This window comes from Mycobacterium tuberculosis complex sp. N0072 (assembly GCF_030323725.1).
In the GTDB taxonomy this organism is placed as follows: Bacteria; Actinomycetota; Actinomycetes; order Mycobacteriales; family Mycobacteriaceae; genus Mycobacterium; species Mycobacterium tuberculosis.
Genome location: NZ_CP040689.1, coordinates 2,284,357 through 2,303,454 on the forward strand (window position 1 = coordinate 2,284,357; position 19,098 = coordinate 2,303,454).

Genomic DNA, 19,098 nt, shown 5'->3' on the forward strand with positions numbered 1-19,098 from the left:
CTTACCCTTTCTTGCGCTTGCGCCTCTTTGGCTTCGTGTCCTCGAACTGTGCGAGATGTTCGGCAAACATCTCATCGGCCGCTTTGATCTTCTCGTCGTACCACTGGGTCCACCGCCCGGCCTTGTTACCGGCGGCCAGCATGATCGCCTGCCGCGCCGGGTCGAAGGCGAACAGAATGCGGACCTCGGACCGCCCTTGTGATCCTGGACGCAGCTCCTTCATGTTCTTGTGGCGCGACCCACGCACCGTGTCCACCAGAGGACAGCCAAGTGCGGGGCCCTCTTCCTCGAGAACCTCGATAGCTGCGAACACCAATTCGTAGGTCTCTCGGTCCAAGCCGTTGAGCCAGGCGGAGATGCGCTCCACATCCGCCGTCCACCCCACAGAGTCGCAGAGTAGCGCGATACGCGATATCACACAAGGGTGATATTCCTCCGGGTAAGAGCAGCGGGCGACGGGGCTACCGTCGAGGAAATGCCGGCAGGCGAGGACGGACTCTGCGCACCCGGGCCGTTGAAACAGTAGCCTGTGCCAGGCCGAGAATTCATCCCCACGTATGAGGCAGTACAGTGCGCCGCCGTGCGCGTTCTCCCATGGAACGTTCACGGGCTCCCGTGGATGACAGGCGTTTCATGAACGCCAGCGCCGCCGCAACCCGACCGAAAGCGGTTGACCCCAAGGAGAGCTGGAAGTCGAGGCCACCACCTTCGCCGCGGAGTTGCTCATGCCCGAGAGCGAGACTCGTCCCGAAATACGCCGGCTCGATTTCGGCAAGTTGCTCGAACTGAAGCGGGAATGGGCGTCGACCCGCTCGACCAGCCCCAGCCGGGTGACCAGCCCCAGCCGGGTGACCAGCCGATGCACCGCGGCGATCCCACCGAAGCCGGTGGCATCGATGTTGGCGCCGACCTCGTAGCGCACCGCGCCCGAACCCAGCATCGGCCTGGGCTGCGCCGCCCAGCGTCCAGCCCGCGCGTGCCGCGCCGCCACCCTGCGCCCTCGGCGTGTGATGTTTCGCCGACTCTGTTCATGGGTTATCTTCTTCACCACAAAGGCCTTTCCTGCTGGGCTGTGTTGAGGTCGCAAACCCAGCCAGGGTAAGGCCTTTGGCCTCTCCTACCCGGCCGACACGCTTACTGAAGGCCTAGTCTAGGCAGGCCATTCAATCTGCGGAATCGAAAAATTCGGTTCCAGCCTGCTCGTTTCCTTTCCGACAGCGATCTGACGTTGCGTAACGTCATTTGTACGGACTCTTTTAGCGGCATTGATTTCAGATGCCAACGCCGTCTGTGCTGTAGCGCCGATTGGCCGAAACTGTAAATTTGTATGATTATTTAAATCTTTGACGAACACGCGCCACAAACGTACTATCTCTTTGGCAAAGTCCACCGGCATCTCATTCAACGGTTTTGTTTGCGCGTGGTCGTCATATGTTGGTAACTGTGTAACCGGCCGCCTATCTTGCGCGTGCATCATATGACTATGAATCGGCCTTCTCCAGTGAAATTGATACAAGATCGATCCGATAAGCGGTACCTTGTACACAGTGCAATTGTAGTAATTCGCGTTTTGTCCTACGCTTGTATTCTGCGTGAAGAATTCAAACAGCGTCCGGGCGTGCAGCACAGTCGAATCGAGTGCGTAGACCTGCATGCTATAGCCGTCAATCCCAAGATTCATACAATGTTGCGCGTGCCATTCTGTTGCAGCACGCAATAACCATGCCAGCTCTTTGGTCAAGTGCTCCTCTAGATAGTGCTCTAGCTGAGCGACGCTTGTCATCGCTGGCGTTCGTTGAACCATCCTAAAAGGATAGCGTTGAACCATCCTAAAAGGATAGCGGTTTCATGGCGCTGCCTAACTAATTTGGAAGCTGCGCAGCGCCGTTGGGCCCCGGCCAGCATCTGCTGCGCGCCCTCGCGCACAATCTCATCGATCACCGACGACACCGGGCCCGCCAACACGACCGGCACGGCAGAATCACGATTGCCGACCTCAGGGACTACATTGCGCATGGGCGTACCTTCCCGAACCAGCGCGCCAACGCCGGTCCTTGATCAGACAAATGGACTTCAGATCATCCTCGGGGAGGTGCGCCCAATCACGCCGCTTCGCCGAGGCTCATCCACAGGTTCTGATCATTGCTCAAGCAAGAAGGCGCGGCCGTATTGACAGTATCGCGGAAGACTTTCGTTTCCGGGCGTTTTGTCGCATCCGAATGTCAACAACCGGTCGATTCAGCTTGCGGAGGAGGTTGGGGACACTTGAGAACACGTCCACCGACTTTCTGCATGTCCGGATTGCTAGGGTCCGCTTCGGCAACGAAGTCTGCCCACGCCCAACCACCACCGGCCATGTGCGGTCCAAGCTGCTTGTAATTGAACCCGGCGTCGTCGAAGTAACAGAAGTTGCTGTTCATAGTGTTGAGGGAAGGGGCGTCCAGGTTCGACAGGACCTCAGGCATAGTTCGCTCACGCGGAATCGCTACCGCCATGGCGTGCCTGCCAACCCCTGGGTTGTCCTCTGAAATTCGCCTCTGTAGTGCCACCATCAGCCTGGCCGCACGAGTTATCCCGTCTTGCTGCTTCAGCATTCGCGGAACACGCCGAAGCAAGATGTTCGCATACATTTTCTCAGTCAACGCAGCTCCCGTGATACGGAAGCTCGCCGAGTGCCCCGGCGCTCGGCGGATTCGGTAGCACTTGAACTCGTTTTGGTTGGCCGGGATCGGCGCTTCCGGATCGAAGTTCGAAATCTCGGCGACGAGAGGAATCCTGCGGCGGTCGAAGCCGGCGATGATAATCCCGAGCCGTTTGTCCTCCCAACCCTTCCCGGTCGGTAATTGGCCGATCTGCCCGGAGGCCCAGTACCGAAGCGCATCGACTCCGTCTTCGAACGAGGCGTAGTCGCATAGGGTCTCGGCGAGCCACTCCGATGTTGACTTCTTCTGGGCGGGATCGATGCGAGCAAGCCCTGTGAACCCGACCGTGAAGCTTGTATTCCAGCACACCAGTTTGGTGTAGTCGTCATCGAACACTGACCCGTCCGGTCTCGACAGTCGCCGATCGGCAACCTGGATGACCAGGTCGTCGGTCGTAACCGTCTGAATCAACGTCATGATGCTGCTACCGATGCGCCAAGTTGGTCCGTATTGCACAAGGTGTGCAGACGGAGAGGATCAGATTTGTCAGAGTTCGAGAATGACCACGGTGGTCCGCGCTGCTTCCGCCGCGGGGCCTCGGTGACGGGCGTCGCCCTCGGGCGGGGCGCCGCCGGGCAAGGTTAAGCGGTAGTTGGCCTGTCACGTTGAATCCGAACCCGCTGATGCAAGTGCCACAATGCTGTCCACGATCTTCATGGTCTCGACGCTGACGGTGGTCACCTTCTTGATCAGGTCGACGATGTAGGTAGGGTTCGCGTGCTCGTCGCACCAGTCGTTGGGGTCGTTGACGATTCCGGACGCTTTGTCGGTGGTGACGCGGTAGCGGTCGATGATCCAGCCCAGCGCGGAGCGGGAGCCGAGCAGGTATCGCTCGGCCTCGTCGGGAATGCCGGCGATGGTGACACGCGAGTTGTAGATGATCGTTGAGTGGTCTTGCTTGGACTTCCATTTCATCTTTTCGACGCGCCAGGTCTCGCGGTCCTCCGGATCTGCGCCCGGTTTGAGTTGCACATCAAGGGGATACGGCTTGACCGACTCGTAGCCGACATGTAAGTCGGCTAGTTTCCGGCCGGCGCTGGCGAGCTGGTCGAAGCGTTCGCGGGTCTCCGGTGTTGGGATGTGCGGGAGCATCTTCTTGAGGTCAGCGGCGTATTTTGTGCGGTAGGCGGGGTCATGCAGCAGGCCGTAGACGTAGTAGAAGATGTCGTCTTTGGTGACTTGGTCGCCGATCGTGTCGCGGTAGAGCTTGAGGATGACGCCGGTGATGTTGTCGACGCGGCGGTAGCCGTGGTCGTCTACTTCGGCGTTGGTGGTGGACTCGAAATCGAGTTCGCCGTCACGTGGTTCGGTCTTCTCGTAGGTCCAGCGCGGGAAGAATTGACCGTTGCTTGAGCCCCAGAATGCGAGATCGGGGATAGCGTTTAGCATCAGACACGAGAAGGGCTTGTCTGAGCCCATGCCAACCACGTAGTAACCGACATTCCCGTGCTCCGGCGTCGGAAACATCGACGGAAGCTGGTAGGTACAGTTGTTGAGCTGCTGGTTGGGGTCGAGGTAGGCGTGCTCTTTCGTAAATGGTCGGTACGTGCCGAGCCGCATTCCCGCGGGAGCGAATTCGATGCGAATGCCTTGTGCCACTTGCCGCTTGTTGATGCGGTCCCAGCTGAACTTGGCCGAGTCCACGGTAATGAGGGCGTCAACCGGCGGGGTCTTGGCGTCCCTTCCGCGGATCTCGTTGATCCGGTCGACCTCCGAGTTGTAGAAGTCGATCGTGCGTCCGATGTTGGCCTCGAGCGCACCACGTGAAAAGTTGTAACACCACGCATCCCGGCTGGTCTTCAAGCCCGCGGAATAGTTCGCGAAGACACGTGTCACGTCAAGAGCAGCCTTCTTGTCGCCGATAACCGGCCACGCGCTGAACGCGTCGTCGCGTTGGTTGACCCAGTCACCGTGCAAGTTGGGTGTGACTGTCTGCCATTCCACCGTGTCGAGGTAGCCGTCGCCGACGATCCGCAACTTCTCCTCGCGACTCAGGTAATCGCCGATGTCGCGGTAAAGGACATCGCATGGCCCGCTGTGCTTCGGATCCTTGATGCCAAGGAAGATCGCCACCGTGTTGCGACTCCCCCCGCCAAAGACCTTGCCGCCTTCCTGGCGTGAGAGTTCCCCAGCTGTGCGCTGGTTCCCCCGCAGGTTGTACACATATACCGCCGCGTAGTCGTCGGCGAGCGACAACCGCATGCCGTCTGCCGTGTTGCCGTCTATGTACCCACCATTGGAGACGAATCCGACAACACCGTTGTCACCAATGCGGTCGGTCGCCCACCGGAACGCGCGAATATACGAGTCGTACAGGCTGTTCTTCAGCTGCGCCGTCGACCGCTTCGCGTACGTCTGCTCAATCCGCCCGTCCAACGTCGGATACTTCACGTTGGCGTTCAGGTCGTTCGCGCTGCTCTGCCCCACCGAGTACGGCGGATTCCCGATGATCACGCTGATCGGCGTCGCCAGCTGTCGCAAGATCCGAGCGTTGTTGTACGGGAACATGATCGCGTCCATCGAGTCCCCGGCTTCGGAAATCTGGAACGTGTCGGCCAGCGCCATCCCGGGGAACGGCTCATAGGCGTCGGCGTCGGCGGTCTTGCCCGCCAAAGCATGGTAGGTCGACTCGATGTTCACCGCGGCGATGTAGTACGCCAGCAGCATGATCTCGTTGGCGTGCAGCTCTTGCGAGTACTTTCGGGTGAGGTCGGCGGCCGTGATCAGGTCGGACTGCAGCAGCCGGGTAATGAATGTGCCCGTCCCGGCGAAGCCGTCCAGAATATGCACGCCCTCGTCGGTCAGCCCGCGCCCGAAATGCTTGCGCGACACGAAATCAGCCGCCCGCACAATGAAGTCCACGACCTCGACCGGCGTGTACACGATCCCCAGCGCCTCGGCCTGCTTCTTGAAGCCGATGCGGAAGAACTTCTCGTACAGCTCGGCGATCACCTGCTGCTTGCCCTCGGCGCTGGTGACCTCGCCGGCGCGCCGTCGCACCGATTCGTAAAAGCCTTCCAACCGAGCGGTTTCGGCCTCCAGGCCGGCACCCCCGACGGTGTCGACCATCTTCTGCATGGCCCGCGACACCGGGTTGTGCGACGCGAAGTCATGCCCGGCGAACAGCGCGTCGAACACCGGCTTGGTGATCAGGTGCTGCGAGAGCATGCTGATCGCGTCATCGGGGGTGATCGAGTCATTGAGGTTATCGCGCAGCCCGGCCAGGAACTGCTCGAACGCCGCCGCCGCCGTAGCGTCGGCGCCGCCGAGCAGGGCGTGGATACGGGTGGTCAGCGTCGCGGCGATGTCGGCGACATCGGCGGCCCACTGCTCCCAATAGGTCCGGGTGCCAACCTTGTCGACGATGCGCGCGTAGATCGCTTCCTGCCACTGCGACAACGAGAACATCGCCAACTGCTCCGCGACGGCGGGTCCCGCCTCGTCGGAGGTCGGCCCGATGTGACCGCCCAACAGCTTGTCGCTGCCTTCACCGGTCTTCGTCGGCTTCACGTTCAGCGCAATGCTGTTCACCATCGCGTCGAAGCGCTCGTCGTGCGACCGCAACGCGTTGAGGGCCTGCCACACCACCTTGAACCGTTTGTTGTCGGCCAACGCGGCAGACGGCTCGACACCCTCGGGCACCGCCACCGGCAAGATGACGTACCCGTAGTCCTTGCCGGGCGACTTGCGCATCACCCGACCGACCGACTGCACCACGTCGACGATGGAATTGCGCGGATTCAGGAACAGCACCGCGTCCAGCGCGGGCACGTCGACCCCTTCGGAGAGGCAGCGGGCGTTGGACAGGATGCGGCATTCATCCTCGGCGACCACGCCTTTGAGCCAGGCCAGCTGTTCGTTGCGGACCAGCGCGTTGAACGTCCCGTCCACGTGGCGCACCGAACACGCCAGGCCCGGGCCGTCGTCAACCAATTCGCGGTATGCCTCAACCACTTTCGGGAACAGCTCGGCAACCTGCTTGGACGTCTTGATGTCCTTGGCGAACGCCACCGCCCGACGCATCGGCGGCTCACCGGCGACAATGCCGGTACCGGACCGCTTGGCCAGGCCATTCCAGCAGCCGACGATCTTGGAGGCGTCGTCGAGCATCAGCTCGCCGGAAACCCCGGAGAGTTCCTGCTGCAACCGGGGCGCGATCACGCCCTGATCGACGGTGAGCACCATCACCTTGTAGTCGGTGAGCAGCCCGCGCTCCACCGCCTCGCCGAACGACAGCCGGTGAAACTCCGGCCCGAACGTCAGCTCGTCGTCCATCGACACCAACTCGGCGGAGTGCTGGTCGGCCCTGTCCTTGATGCTCTCGGTGAAAATCCTTGGCGTGGCGGTCATATACAGCCGCCGGGCCGCCTTCAGATACTGACCGTCGTGCACCCGCACGAAGTTCGACTCATCGTCCCCCGCCAGCGTCACGCCGGTGGTGCGGTGGGCCTCGTCGCACATCACCAAGTCGAACTCGTCGACCCCCAGCCGTTGGGCCTTGGCCACCGTGGGCAGCGACTGGTAGGTGCAAAACACCACGGTCAGGCCCTGGGCGCGCCTGCGGTGCGCCATTTCGTGCAGCAATACCCGCGCGTCGGTGGTGACCGGGATCGGCACATCGTGGACGTGGTAGTCCTCGGCCGAGCGCGACACCTTGGTGTCCGAGCACACCGCGAACGCCCGCACATCCAGCTCACTCTGTGCGGTCCACTCCCGCAGCGTCTGGCTCAACAGCGAAATCGAGGGCACCAGCAACAGAATCCGCGCGCTGCCGCCGTTGTCGGCGGCGATGCGCTCGGCGATCTTGAGCGCGGTGAACGTCTTGCCGGTGCCGCAGGCCATGATCAGCTTGCCGCGATCGTTGCCCACCGCGAACCCGCGGAACACCGCGTCGATCGCCTGCTGCTGGTGCGGCCGCAGCTCGTGGCGTTTGGCCGGGGTCAGGTTCACCTGCAGGTCGCCGGCCGGCCAGGCGATGTCCCAGTCGATCGGCGATTCGGCGATCTCGGCCATGCCGATGCGCTGCACCGGGACCAACTGATCGGCCAGCGCGTCCTCGGCATTGCGGCCCCACCGATCCGTCGTGGAGATGATCACCCGGTTGGTGAAGCCCGTCTTGCCCGACGCGGTGAAAAACGAGTCGATGTCCCCCTTGGCCAGTGTGTGCGTCGGCTCGTAGAACTTGCACTGGATCGCGGTGTAGTTGCCGGTGTCACGTTCGCGGGCGACCAGGTCGATTCCGGTGTCGGTCCTGCCCCGCCGCTCCGGCCAGTCGATCCACCGCCACACCGCGTCGTACTGCTGGGCCATCGTCGGGTCCAGCTCGAAATAGCGCACCATCAACTGCTCGAACTTGGTCCCGCGCTCCGCGTTCGACGGAGCCTTCCGGAACGCCTCGATGACGTCGTGCACCGACCCCATAGTTCAATGACCATACTGGCGGCAACCGACACGTGGCGGGATCCCTCGCGTTCGATCCAACCCAACCAGCTCGGCCAACCGCATCGCGGGCCGGCATCTTCGCCGTCCTAACTCGGGAAATAGCGGTTGTCACTATCTGAGCGCAGCTATCTCATTTGCGGAGAACTAGCCCTGATCAATTCCTGCCTCGGTTACGTGTGTCATGATCAGCCGGCCAGTTCGAGGTTGAGGTGACCTTCACATAGTGAAGCCTCCCGGGTTTCGTGCGCACCTTCTTTCGAGGGAAGGACGCCACGCTGAGCTGCGAGTTCGTCGCCGAGCATCGAGCCCGGTTCGAGGTCGCTGCGATCTGTCGCGTGCTGTGTGGGCAGGGCTGCAGATCACCCGGAGAACCTTCTACGCCTGGGCAGCGTCGGCCGCCGTCTAGGCGTGCCCTGCGGGAGATGACGGTCACCGAGCCCCTGGCCGGTTACGACGGGCCCGATACCGATGGCCGCCGTAAGCCCGAGTCACTCTACGGTGCGGCCACGATCTGGGATCGACGAGCCATGTTCAGCCGGATAGGCGTGGATGAGGGCGGTGGTCAGCTTGGGAACGGTGTGGGTGAGTTCGTGTTCGGCGTCGTGGGCGATGCGGTGAGCTTGCGCGAGGTCCAGGGCGGGGTCGACGTCGAGTTCGGCATCGGCGTGCAAGCGGTGTCCGATCCAGCGCATCCGCACGCTGCGTACCGCCTGCACGCCGGGCCGGGCCGCCAGGGCTTGTTCGGCGGCATCGACCATCGCTGGGTCGACGCCGTCGAGCAGGCGGCGGAACACATCTCGCGCGGCAGTTCGTAGCACGGCCAGAATCGCCGCCGTGATGAGCAGGCCGACGATGGGGTCGGCCAGTGGGAACCCAAGTGCGACACCGCCGGCCGAGCACAGCACGGCCAGCGAGGTGAATCCGTCGGTTCGAGCGTGTAGTCCGTCGGCGATCAGGGCGGCCGAGCCGATGCGGTGCCCAACCCTGATGCGGTAGAGGGCAACCCACTCGTTGCCGATGAATCCGACCAGCCCGGCCAGGGCGACCCAGCCGACATGCTCGATCTGCTGCGGGTGGATCAGGCGGGCGATGGCTTCGTAACCGGCGATGATGGCCGACATCGTGATCATCGCGACCACGAACGACCCGGCCAGGTCCTCGACGCGACCGAATCCGTAGGTATATCGGCGAGTGGCGGGCTTGGCGCCCAACGCGAACGCGATCCACAACGGCACCGCGGTCAACGCATCAGCGAAGTTGTGGATGGTGTCGGCGGCCAGCGCAACCGACCCCGACATCACCACGATCACAATCTGGATGAGCGCGGTCAACCCGAGAACCAACAAGCTGATCTTGACCGTACGGATCCCTGCCGCAGTGGATTCCAGGGTGTCGTCGACGCTGTCGGCGGCGTCGTGGGAGTGCGGCGCGAAGATCTCCTTGATCATCGCCGGCACACCTCGTGAATGAGCGTGGTCGTGGGTCATCGGGCGCAGGCCCTTTGTGACAGCAGGCCAGATCGGCCGCGTTCGACCACCAAGCAAGCTCTTTTATCTGCATTCATACGCAGATAATAGCGGATGCTCTCGCCGGTTCCAGTACTAGCTGGGACGGACGACGATCACCGGGATTCTCACCGAATGGGCTACCGCGGAACTCACCGAACCCAACAGCATGCCGGAAAACCCCCCGCGCCCATGGCTGCCGACCACCACCAGCTGAGCTTGCTCAGAATGCTCGAGCAGCCACCGAGCGGGCTTGTCGCACACCAGCGATCGGTGCACGCGGACATCCGGATACTGCTCTTGCCAGCCGGCGAGGCGTTCAGCGAGGACCTCAGCCTCTCTCTTCTCGCGCTCTCGCCAATCCATCCCCAGAACCGGAAACATCCCCAGATCGGTCCAGGCGTGCAACGCCACCAGGTCCACCCTTCGGCGGGAGGCTTCGTCGAAGGCTAGGGCCGTTGCCGCCTCAGAGGCTGGCGATCCGTCGATGCCCACCAACACCGGTGCATCGGAGTCGGGAGTCGCGCCATTACCGGAATGAATGATGGCCACTGGACACCGCGCATGGTGGAGCAACGCGGTGCTGATCGAGCCGAGCAGCAGTCGACCCAATGCGCCCATCCCCTGGCTGCCGACGACCATCAACCAAGCCTGTTGGGATGCATCGATAAGCGTCGGCACAACATTGGAAAAGACCAACTCGGTATGCACCTGCGGCGGTTTGGACTCACCCAAGCTGTTGGTGAGCGCCTCGCGGGCCTGCTCAATGACCTGCTGTGCGTTGTCCTTTTGCCACTCAGTCATATTCGCGTACAGCTGGCCCACCGGCCAGCCGACAACCACAGGGGCAACAATGTGCAGCAGGGTGATGGGCAGCTGGCGCATGACGGCCTCACGGGCGGCCCAGGCTACCGCCGCGTTGGATTGCGCTGATCCGTCGACGCCAACGAGTATTCCGTATTTCGCTGTCGCAGCAGACATTTCACGCTCCTTGCGGTCGGAACACAGTCCATCAATCCATCAGCGCAGCGGTGCAGACCACCGCAGCAAGGTGCCTCCGGTCGGCATGTTCTCGACTGTGAATTCGCCGCCCGCGTCGTCGGCACGCTGGCGGAGATTGCGCAGGCCGCTTTCGGTGATGTCGCCGGAGATGCCGACACCGTCGTCGACGACCTCGACCCGCACATCATCCTCGACGCTGACGTTGATGGCCAGGCTGGTCGCGTTCGCGTGCCGGACAGCGTTGCTAACCGCCTCCCGCAGAACCGCTTCGGCGTGGTTGGCCAGGACGGTGTCGACAACGGACAGCGGGCCCGTGTACTGGACCGTGGTGTGCAGCGCGGGGATCGCGAGTTGGTCGATGACCTTGTCCAGTCGGTGGCGCAGACCCGTCGCCCGGGAGGGCCCGGCGTGTAGGTCGAAGATCGCAGATCGAATCTCCTGAATGATTTCCTGGAGATCGTCGATGCTGCTGTAGATGGATTCCCGGACGGCGGGGACACGTGCTCGCGGAGCGGCACCCTGCAGGGTGAGCCCGACTGCGAAGAGCCGCTGGATGACGTGGTCATGCAGATCACGTGCGATCCGGTCGCGATCGGTCAGGATCTCCACTTCTCGCATCTGTCGCTGCGCGGTCGCCAGCCGCCAGGCGAGCGCAGCCTGGTCAGCGAAGGCGGCCATCATATCGAGCTGTTTGTCGCTGAACGGCTGTTCATCGGCACTGCGAAGTGCGACCAGCACACCGGCAACAGTGTCGGCGGCACGCAGCGGCAGCACCAGGGCGGGCCCGGGCTCCACCGGGCCGTCGACCGCGAGGTCAAGCCGGTCGAACCGGCGGGGCGTACGGTCGTGAAAGACTCCCCCGATCGACGTTCCGCTGACGGCAACCGTCATTTGCTTGACCGCCGGGGAGATCTCTCCGGCCACCTCTACGATGACCAGGTCGTCGACCTCGCAAGCCGGCGCTTCGTCGTCGAGCGGCACCGCCACCAAGGTGGCTGCCCCAGCCATCAACGTCAACGCTTCCTCGGCGATGAGCCGAAACACCATGGCCGGGTCCGCACCGGCCAGCATCTGCGTTCCGATGTCGCGGGTTGCCTCGATCCACGCTTCCCGGGTCCGTGATTCCTCGAAGAGACGGGCATTGTCAACGGCAATCCCGGCCGCGGCGGCCAGCGCCTGCACCAGCACCTCGTCGTCATCGCTGAACGGCTGGCCATCTGCCTTCTCGGTCAAGTAAAGATTGCCGAACACCTCGTCGCGGATGCGCACTGGAACCCCGAGGAAGGTCCGCATCGGCGGATGGTGCAGCGGAAATCCAACCGATGCGGGATGCCGCGAGATATCGTCCAGCCGGATCGGCTTTGGCTCCTCGATCAGCGCGCCGAGAACACCTCGCCCCTCCGGCAATGAGCCGATGAGGTGCCGGGTCTCTTCGTCGATCCCCTCGTAGACGAATTCGACCAATCTATGGTCGTAACCGCGCACCCCGAGCGCCCCGTAGCGGGCATCCACCAACTCGGCGGCGGTATGCACAATGGCGCGCAGGGTGGCGTCGAGCTTGAGTCCCGATGTGATCGCCAAGATGGCGTCGATCAGACCATCCAGCCGGTCGCGGCCTTCGACGATCTGTTCAATCCGGTCTTGGACTTCCAGCAGCAGCTCTCGCAACCGAAGCTGCGACAGTGTCTCGCGCAATGGCGGGCTGCCAGGGTTAACGTTCGCCCTGTCAGGGTGTGTCACATAGCTATGTTGACACCGGAGCTGCGCTCAACCAACTGGTCTGGCTACCCAGCGGCACAGTCACAGATACTGCTGACCGACGACCAGCAGGGTGCAGCCGGCCTCCTGCAACACGGCGTTGCCCGGCGCTCCCACAAGTTGCTCCACATGCTCCTGGTCGCTCGCGCTGAGCACCACCATGTGTACCGATCGACCCAGCCCAGCCAGATAATCCAGCAGCTCGCCGTGCACTGCCGCCGATTGCACCCGCACATCGGGATACCGTGGTTGCCAACGGGCAAGCCAGCGGTCCAGGCTGGCACGGACGTCGTCCCCGGTATCGCCCACTCCGGATTGCCGGCAGGTGACCACCCGAACCGGCGAGTCGCGCAGCCGTGCTTCGGCCATCACCGCCCCCAGCAAAACACCGATATCGGACGACCCGTCCGCCTCGACGACGATCCATGCGGCGTCGCGTCCGATGGGGACCCGGTGGGGTCGCACGATCGCCACTGGGCACTGCGCCGATAACGCCAGGGCCGCTGCGGTAGATCCCACCCGCTCCGGTCGGAAGTGGTGCACGCCGATAGCGCCAACGCACACCAGGGCAGCAGCCGCCGAAGCGCGGATCAACGAGGTGACCGGCCGCTCCTGGGTGATCTCCACCTCGACCTTGACCGGCCGGTCCGCCGCCTCGACCGCTGTGAACGCGTAGCGCACCGCGTTCTCGGCGGCGGCGAGTTTGCGAGCCGCCGCGCCGTGTGCGGCGTACCCGGGATCGTCGGGTTCGATCGCGTACAGCAGACGCAGCGGGATGTCACGGCTGGCTGCCTCGTCGACCGCCCACAGTGCGGCTTGCACGGCCGGCTTCGAGCCATCAATACCGACGACGATCGATGGGGGTTTGTGTGATTGGTTCATGGCGAGGCTTCCGGGTTAACGATCGGGTGCCAAACGTATTGATCCTGCCCGACTTCGGTGGGTTCGGCCGCCAGCTCGAAGAACCTCTCCACATCGTCGCGATTGCAGGCCGCGGTGCCTGGCGTCAGCAGCATGGCTGCACCTGCCGCGTTTCCCAAGCGAACGGACTTGATGAGCGACCAGCCACGGCTGAGGCCCACGGTAATCGCGGCCACCATCGCGTCGCCGGCGCCGACACCGCTAACCGCGGTCATCGGAATCGACGAAAATCGATGGCTCGCATGTCGTGTGGCCAATAGCGCGCCCTGAGATCCAAGCGAGACCACCACGACCTCGGCGCGCCCACGGTCAATGAGTTCGTGTGCGGCGGCCAGTTGTTCGGGCTCGGTCAGCAGTTCGGATCCGACGCACTCGCGCAGTTCCCGCACGCTCGCCTTGAGAAGAAACACCCCGGACGAAATGTGCTGCAACCCGCCACCAGATGTATCCAGGATCAGCGGAGTGCTCGATCGGCGGCAGATGTCGGCAACCCGCTGATAGTAGTCGGCAGCCACACCTGGCGGCAGGCTGCCACTGGCCACCACAAAGGCGGCCGAAGCCGCCGCACCGCGCAGTTCGTCGAGGCATTGCTCCTGCTCCGCGACGGTCAGCGACGGCCCCGGAAGCACGAAACGATACTGCTTGGCGGTCCTGGACTCGTTGACCGTGAAGCTCTCCCGCGTCGAGGCCGCGATCGGAATGACGCGAAATGGCACTCCCGCATCACCGAGCAGCGCCATCAGCAGGCTCCCGGTCGACCCGCCGGCCGGGAACAGTGCTGTCGAGCAACCGCCGAGGACATGCACAATGCGGGCGACATTGATACCGCCGCCGCCGGGATCGTAGCGAGGTGCGCCACAACGCATTTTCTCGGTCGGGCGCACCACGTCGACGCTCGTCGTGATGTCCAAGGCGGGGTTCATGGTCAAAGTGATGATTCGCGGCTTGCCTTCGTCCCACGCCGCTGGCTCCGTCATCGTCGTGGACTCTGCGCTACAGACCGGTCGGGTAGGTTTCCGGGTTCTCGCCGGCGATCCACCGGCTCGTCACCTCGAGAGGTTCCAGGGCACGGGTCTGATCGATGTGGATCATGGCGTCGAACTGGTCGGCGGGCCGCACGTGCAAGTAGTGACTTTGCCGTTCCGTTGCCGGTAGATAAACGACGCCGATGGCACGTCCCAACCGGACAACGTCCAGCGGGGCTTCGGCGTCGCGGCTTAGCCGCGCTGACACCAGGAAACTGTCTGCAGTCTGGTGGAAGAGCTCCTCGACACTGCCGTGCAGTGCCGGCCGAACCGCTTTGCGTTGGGCGATACCACCCCATTCGCTGGCCGCGGTGACGGTGCCCGTGTACGTGCTGAATCCGATGCTGCGCGACTCGTCACCGTATCGCTCACGGACTATCTGGCCGAGGGTGAGCTGCCCGTCGGCCCACACCTCGGTAGCGCGTGCGTCACCCACGTGGGAGTTATGAGCCCACACCACTATTCGCGCCGGCGGCGCATCGAGGTGTCGGTCCAAATGCGTCAGCAAACTGCCAAGGGTCTGCGCCATGTGCTGGTCGCGCAGGTTCCACGAGGTAACGCGTCCACTGAACATGGCCCGGTAATACACCTCTGCGTCGCGCACCGTCTGCGCGTTTTGCTGGGCGTAGAACAGTTCGTCCTCGGCAAGCAGCCCGTCTTGGCGCGCATACGCCAGGGCATTGCGCTGAACGTCGACCAGTTGCTCGACGGCTTCACGTTCGCACGACGGACCGGCGCCGAATGCGGCCGCGAATCCGTACGCCTGACCGTCATCGGCGCAGGCATGGTCGAAGCACGCATACCGGGCCCGCGCCCGTGCCGCCGCACGCGGGTCGACCTTGTCGAGATAGCTGATCACCTCTTGGATCGACCGATGCAGGCTGTAAAGATCCAGACCGTAGAAGCCGGCTTGCCGCAGCGCGCCCGACTCGTAGCGCTGGTTGCGTGTGCGCAGCCATTCCACAAAATCTCGGACCACGGTGTTGCGCCACATCCAGGCGGGAAACCGCTCGAATCCGCTAAGCGCCTCGTCAGCGTTGGTGTCCTCGCCGAGGCCGCGAACGTACCGATTGACCCGGTAGGCGTCGGGCCAGTCCGCCTCGGCGGCTACCGCACCAAAGCCCTTCTCCTCGATCAGCCACTGTGTCATGGCGGCCCGGGCCTGGTAGAACTCGTGTGTGCCGTGCGAGCTTTCGCCGATCAACACGATTCGTGCATCGCCGACCAGCTCCGCCAACACCTCGTGCGTCGGAACACCCCCGGGGGCGTCGATCGCGACTCTGCGCAGAACATCGGCCGCCGTTGACGCCGCGGGCCGGCGCAGCGACGGCCCAGCGGTCGGGGTGGCCAGGAGCCGGCGGACCTCCTCGTCGGTGACCTGCCGGAAGTCCCAAAACGACTCACCGACGGCCAGGAACGGGGTCGGCATGGTCGCGCACACAACGTCGTCGACGAGGCCGGCGAACTCCCGGCACGTGGACTCCGGCGCCGCCGGCACGGCAATCACGATCTGCGCTGGTTGCGCATCGCGCAATGCCTGTACCGCCGCGAACATGCTTGCGCCGGTGGCCAAACCGTCATCGACGACAATGACCGTCTTGCCGGTGATATCGGTGGGCGGGCGCTCGCCGCGGTAGGCGGACTCGCGCCGAAGCAGTTCCCGACCCTCACGTTCGGCGATGTCGCGCAGTTGCTGCGGTGTGATCCGCAGGCCCCGCACGACGTCGTCATTGACCACGACGCGGCCGCCGCTGGCCAGTGCACCAACGGCGAACTCGTCATGCCCCGGGGCACCAAGTTTGCGCACGACGAAGGCGTCTAGCGGGGCATGCAGTGCCGCGGCAACCTCCCATGCGACCGGGAGGCCACCCCGGGCCAAGCCGAGCACAATCACGTCCGGCTGGTCCCGATAGGCGGCGAGTAATTCCGCCAGCACCCGGCCGGCCTCGCGGCGGTCACGGAACACGCGCCGCGGCGAGCGCCGGGTGACATCAGCCGCTGCGGTCATCAGCACGGACCCAGTGGTCAGTTGGTGGACCGGATCTGAATGTGCTTTTCGGTTGGCTTCCCTTCCGAAACCGCCACCGACACAGTAAGAATGCCCTTGTCGTAGGTGGCCTTAATGTCGTCCTCGTCAGCACCTACCGGCAGCGACACCGTGCGAACGAAGGAACCGTACGCGAATTCCGAGCGACCGTCGAAGTCCTTCTGCTCGGTGCGCTCGGCCTTGATGGTCAGCTGACCATCGCGGACCATAATGTCGACGTCCTTGTCGGGGTCGACCCCGGGAAGCTCCGCGCGTACCTCGTAGCGCCCCTCTTTCATCTCGTCTTCCAGCCGCATCAACCGGGTGTCGAAGGTGGGCCGGAGTCCGGCGAATGACGGGAAGGCCGCGAACAGCTCAGAAAACTCGGGGAAGAGGGACCGCGGGTGGCGCTGAACGGGAAGGGTGGTGGCCATTTGATGCCTCCTAATCGATGGAAACGGATGCCTTTGATCCGACCAGCCCATCGTGGCCAGGGCTAGGGACAGAAGTCCCCGAAGCGCGGGCCATTTGTCCGCGCCCGTCGGTGATCCACTTGGGGACCATTGACCCTGTTGTCTGCCAACCGCCGTTCAGAAAGATCGGGGTGATATCGAACAGCGGAGGTTGATCATGCCGGACACCATGGTGACCACCGATGTCATCAAGAGCGCGGTGCAGTTGGCCTGCCGCGCACCGTCGCTCCACAACAGCCAGCCCTGGCGCTGGATAGCCGAGGACCACACGGTTGCGCTGTTCCTCGACAAGGATCGGGTGCTTTACGCGACCGACCACTCCGGCCGGGAAGCGCTGCTGGGGTGCGGCGCCGTACTCGACCACTTTCGGGTGGCGATGGCGGCCGCGGGTACCACCGCCAATGTGGAACGGTTTCCCAACCCCAACGATCCTTTGCATCTGGCGTCAATTGACTTCAGCCCGGCCGATTTCGTCACCGAGGGCCACCGTCTAAGGGCGGATGCGATCCTACTGCGCCGTACCGACCGGCTGCCTTTCGCCGAGCCGCCGGATTGGGACTTGGTGGAGTCGCAGTTGCGCACGACCGTCACCGCCGACACGGTGCGCATCGACGTCATCGCCGACGATATGCGTCCCGAACTGGCGGCGGCGTCCAAACTCACCGAATCGCTGCGGCTCTACGATTCGTCGTATCATGCCGAACTCTTTTGGTGGACAGGGGCTTTTGAGACTTCTGAGGGCATACCGCACAGTTCATTGGTATCGGCGGCCGAAAGTGACCGGGTCACCTTCGGACGCGACTTCCCGGTCGTCGCCAACACCGATAGGCGCCCGGAGTTTGGCCACGACCGCTCTAAGGTCCTGGTGCTCTCCACCTACGACAACGAACGCGCCAGCCTACTGCGCTGCGGCGAGATGCTTTCCGCCGTATTGCTTGACGCCACCATGGCTGGGCTTGCCACCTGCACGCTGACCCACATCACCGAACTGCACGCCAGCCGAGACCTGGTCGCAGCGCTGATTGGGCAGCCCGCAACTCCGCAAGCCTTGGTTCGCGTCGGTCTGGCCCCGGAGATGGAAGAGCCGCCACCGGCAACGCCTCGGCGACCAATCGATGAAGTGTTTCACGTTCGGGCTAAGGATCACCGGTAGCGGGCGCCGCCGGGACCGCGTCTAAGCACCGCAGCTGAATCGGGCGGATGATGTGTCGATGAGCGGATCCGGCGATGGCGACGGTGTCGCGCGGTTGGGCAGACATCTTCCGCGGCTATTCGTCCCCGGCCGGCTGAGTGACGAAGTCGATCAGTTCTTCCACCCGGCCGATCAACGCCGGCTCTAGGTCGGTCCAGTCGCGTACTTGCGAACGGATGCGCCGCCACGCCGCGGCGATGTCGGCCTGGTCGGCGTGCGGCCAGCCGAGCGCATCGCACACGCCGTGCTTCCACTCGATGTGCCGCGGCACCCTCGGCCAGGCGGCCAGCCCAACTCGTTGTGGCTTGACCGCCTGCCAAATGTCGACGTAGGGGTGCCCGACGACCAAAGTGTCGGAGCCGCCCGGTCCGCGGCGCACCACCTCGGCGATGCGCGCCTCTTTCGACCCCGCGACCAAATGGTCAACGAGAACGCCGAGCCGACGCCGCGGGCCGGGCCGGAACTTGGCGACGATCTCCACCAGGTCGTCGACGCCACCGAGATGTTCGACGACGACACCTTCGATTCGCAGGTCCGCTCCCCATACCGCCGCGATGAGTTCAGCGTCGTGTCGGCCCTCGACATAGATCCGGCTGGCCCGGGCCACCCGGGCACGCGCGCCCGGCACCGCGACCGAGCCGGATGCCGTTCGCCTCGGGCCGGCAGCCGCTGCGCACCGCGGCGCGGTGAGGATCACCGGCAGGCCGTCGAGTAGATACCCGGGGCCCAGCGGAAACCCGCGGGTCTTCCCGTAGCGGTCTTCCAAGTCGATGCGGCCATATTCGACTCGGACCACCGCACCGACGTAGCCGGTCTCGGCGTCTTCGACGACCATGCCGAGCTCGACCGGGTGCTCAACCGAGCGGGGCCGGCGCCGCCCGCCTGCGGCAAGCACGTCGGTTCCATAGCGATCCAGCACGCCGCAATACTAGGGAGCCTCTCTGCCGGTCATCGCCGCGACGCGCCGCATGGGTTCTCGGAAAATGCTTGTACCAGTCGACTTTCCGGCGGGCCAACGTCGCCAACCGATACTCGGCTCCAACGCCATGGGT

14 protein-coding genes and 2 pseudogenes are annotated in these 19,098 nt (G+C 63.8%); 2 read left to right on the forward strand and 14 right to left on the reverse strand.

Going from position 1 to position 19,098, the window contains the following annotated elements; translation table 11 throughout:
• Position 1: 1 nt before the first annotated feature.
• From FF952_RS10725 to FF952_RS10750, 6 genes and pseudogenes are all read right to left on the reverse strand, one after another.
• Entirely contained in the window at positions 2 to 607 is a 606-nt protein-coding gene (locus FF952_RS10725; protein WP_003900449.1) for a type II toxin-antitoxin system RelE/ParE family toxin, read from the reverse strand.
• Between the two features lie 162 nt (positions 608 to 769).
• A pseudogene (locus FF952_RS20980) lies at positions 770 to 1,048 on the reverse strand (IS1380 family transposase); the annotation flags it as partial.
• Between the two features lie 102 nt (positions 1,049 to 1,150).
• Entirely contained in the window at positions 1,151 to 1,828 is a 678-nt protein-coding gene (locus FF952_RS10735) for a hypothetical protein (protein ID WP_003900450.1), read from the reverse strand.
• The gene (locus tag FF952_RS10740; protein WP_003410133.1) at positions 1,780 to 2,016 is read right to left on the reverse strand and encodes a hypothetical protein; all 237 of its coding nucleotides are present in this window, start codon (positions 2,014 to 2,016) and stop codon (positions 1,780 to 1,782) included. The genes FF952_RS10735 and FF952_RS10740 overlap by 49 nt, the downstream gene beginning before the upstream one ends.
• 206 nt (positions 2,017 to 2,222) lie before the next feature.
• Entirely contained in the window at positions 2,223 to 3,119 is an 897-nt protein-coding gene (locus FF952_RS10745) for a hypothetical protein (RefSeq protein WP_003904759.1), read from the reverse strand.
• A gap of 183 nt (positions 3,120 to 3,302) precedes the next feature.
• Positions 3,303 to 8,123 carry a DEAD/DEAH box helicase gene (locus FF952_RS10750; protein WP_003904761.1) on the reverse strand — a complete coding sequence of 1,607 codons (4,821 nt, stop codon included), beginning with the start codon at positions 8,121 to 8,123 and terminating at the stop codon, positions 3,303 to 3,305.
• A gap of 302 nt (positions 8,124 to 8,425) precedes the next feature.
• Between FF952_RS10750 and FF952_RS20985 the strand changes: the two are divergent.
• Positions 8,426 to 8,659: pseudogene (locus FF952_RS20985) on the forward strand (IS3-like element ISMysp3 family transposase); the annotation flags it as partial.
• On the opposite strand, the gene FF952_RS10755 reads toward FF952_RS20985, so the two are convergent.
• The 7 genes from FF952_RS10755 to hspX all read right to left on the reverse strand — a co-directional run bounded on the left by FF952_RS10755 (position 8,633) and on the right by hspX (position 16,815).
• A complete protein-coding gene (locus tag FF952_RS10755; protein ID WP_003410146.1) occupies positions 8,633 to 9,631 on the reverse strand; it encodes a cation diffusion facilitator family transporter in 999 nt (332 codons plus the stop codon). The pseudogene FF952_RS20985 and the gene FF952_RS10755 overlap by 27 nt on opposite strands.
• Before the next feature lie 114 nt (positions 9,632 to 9,745).
• Positions 9,746 to 10,630 carry a universal stress protein gene (locus FF952_RS10760; RefSeq protein ID WP_003410150.1) on the reverse strand — a complete coding sequence of 295 codons (885 nt, stop codon included), beginning with the start codon at positions 10,628 to 10,630 and terminating at the stop codon, positions 9,746 to 9,748.
• Positions 10,631 to 10,669: 39 nt separating this feature from the next.
• The gene (gene dosT, locus FF952_RS10765; protein WP_003899138.1) at positions 10,670 to 12,391 is read right to left on the reverse strand and encodes a two-component system sensor histidine kinase DosT; all 1,722 of its coding nucleotides are present in this window, start codon (positions 12,389 to 12,391) and stop codon (positions 10,670 to 10,672) included.
• 60 nt (positions 12,392 to 12,451) lie between these two features.
• On the reverse strand, positions 12,452 to 13,291 hold the full coding sequence (locus FF952_RS10770; RefSeq protein WP_003410171.1) for a universal stress protein: 840 nt from the start codon (positions 13,289 to 13,291) through the stop codon (positions 12,452 to 12,454).
• Positions 13,288 to 14,307 carry a 1-phosphofructokinase family hexose kinase gene (locus FF952_RS10775; protein ID WP_003899139.1) on the reverse strand — a complete coding sequence of 340 codons (1,020 nt, stop codon included), beginning with the start codon at positions 14,305 to 14,307 and terminating at the stop codon, positions 13,288 to 13,290. Before FF952_RS10775 ends, FF952_RS10770 begins: the two co-directional genes overlap by 4 nt.
• Before the next feature lie 16 nt (positions 14,308 to 14,323).
• A complete protein-coding gene (locus tag FF952_RS10780; RefSeq protein WP_003410178.1) occupies positions 14,324 to 16,369 on the reverse strand; it encodes an erythromycin esterase family protein in 2,046 nt (681 codons plus the stop codon).
• An 11-nt stretch (positions 16,370 to 16,380) separates the two neighbouring features.
• The gene (gene hspX, locus FF952_RS10785; protein ID WP_003410189.1) at positions 16,381 to 16,815 is read right to left on the reverse strand and encodes an alpha-crystallin HspX; all 435 of its coding nucleotides are present in this window, start codon (positions 16,813 to 16,815) and stop codon (positions 16,381 to 16,383) included.
• A 196-nt stretch (positions 16,816 to 17,011) separates the two neighbouring features.
• On the opposite strand from hspX, the gene acg reads away from it, so the two are divergent.
• Positions 17,012 to 18,007: an FMN-binding protein Acg gene (gene acg, locus FF952_RS10790; RefSeq protein ID WP_003410193.1), complete on the forward strand. Its 996-nt coding sequence runs from the start codon at positions 17,012 to 17,014 to the stop codon at positions 18,005 to 18,007.
• 115 nt (positions 18,008 to 18,122) lie between these two features.
• On the opposite strand, the gene FF952_RS10795 is transcribed toward acg, so the two are convergent.
• On the reverse strand, positions 18,123 to 18,965 hold the full coding sequence (locus FF952_RS10795) for a DUF3097 domain-containing protein (protein WP_003410196.1): 843 nt from the start codon (positions 18,963 to 18,965) through the stop codon (positions 18,123 to 18,125).
• Between the last annotated feature and the right edge of the window lie 133 nt (positions 18,966 to 19,098).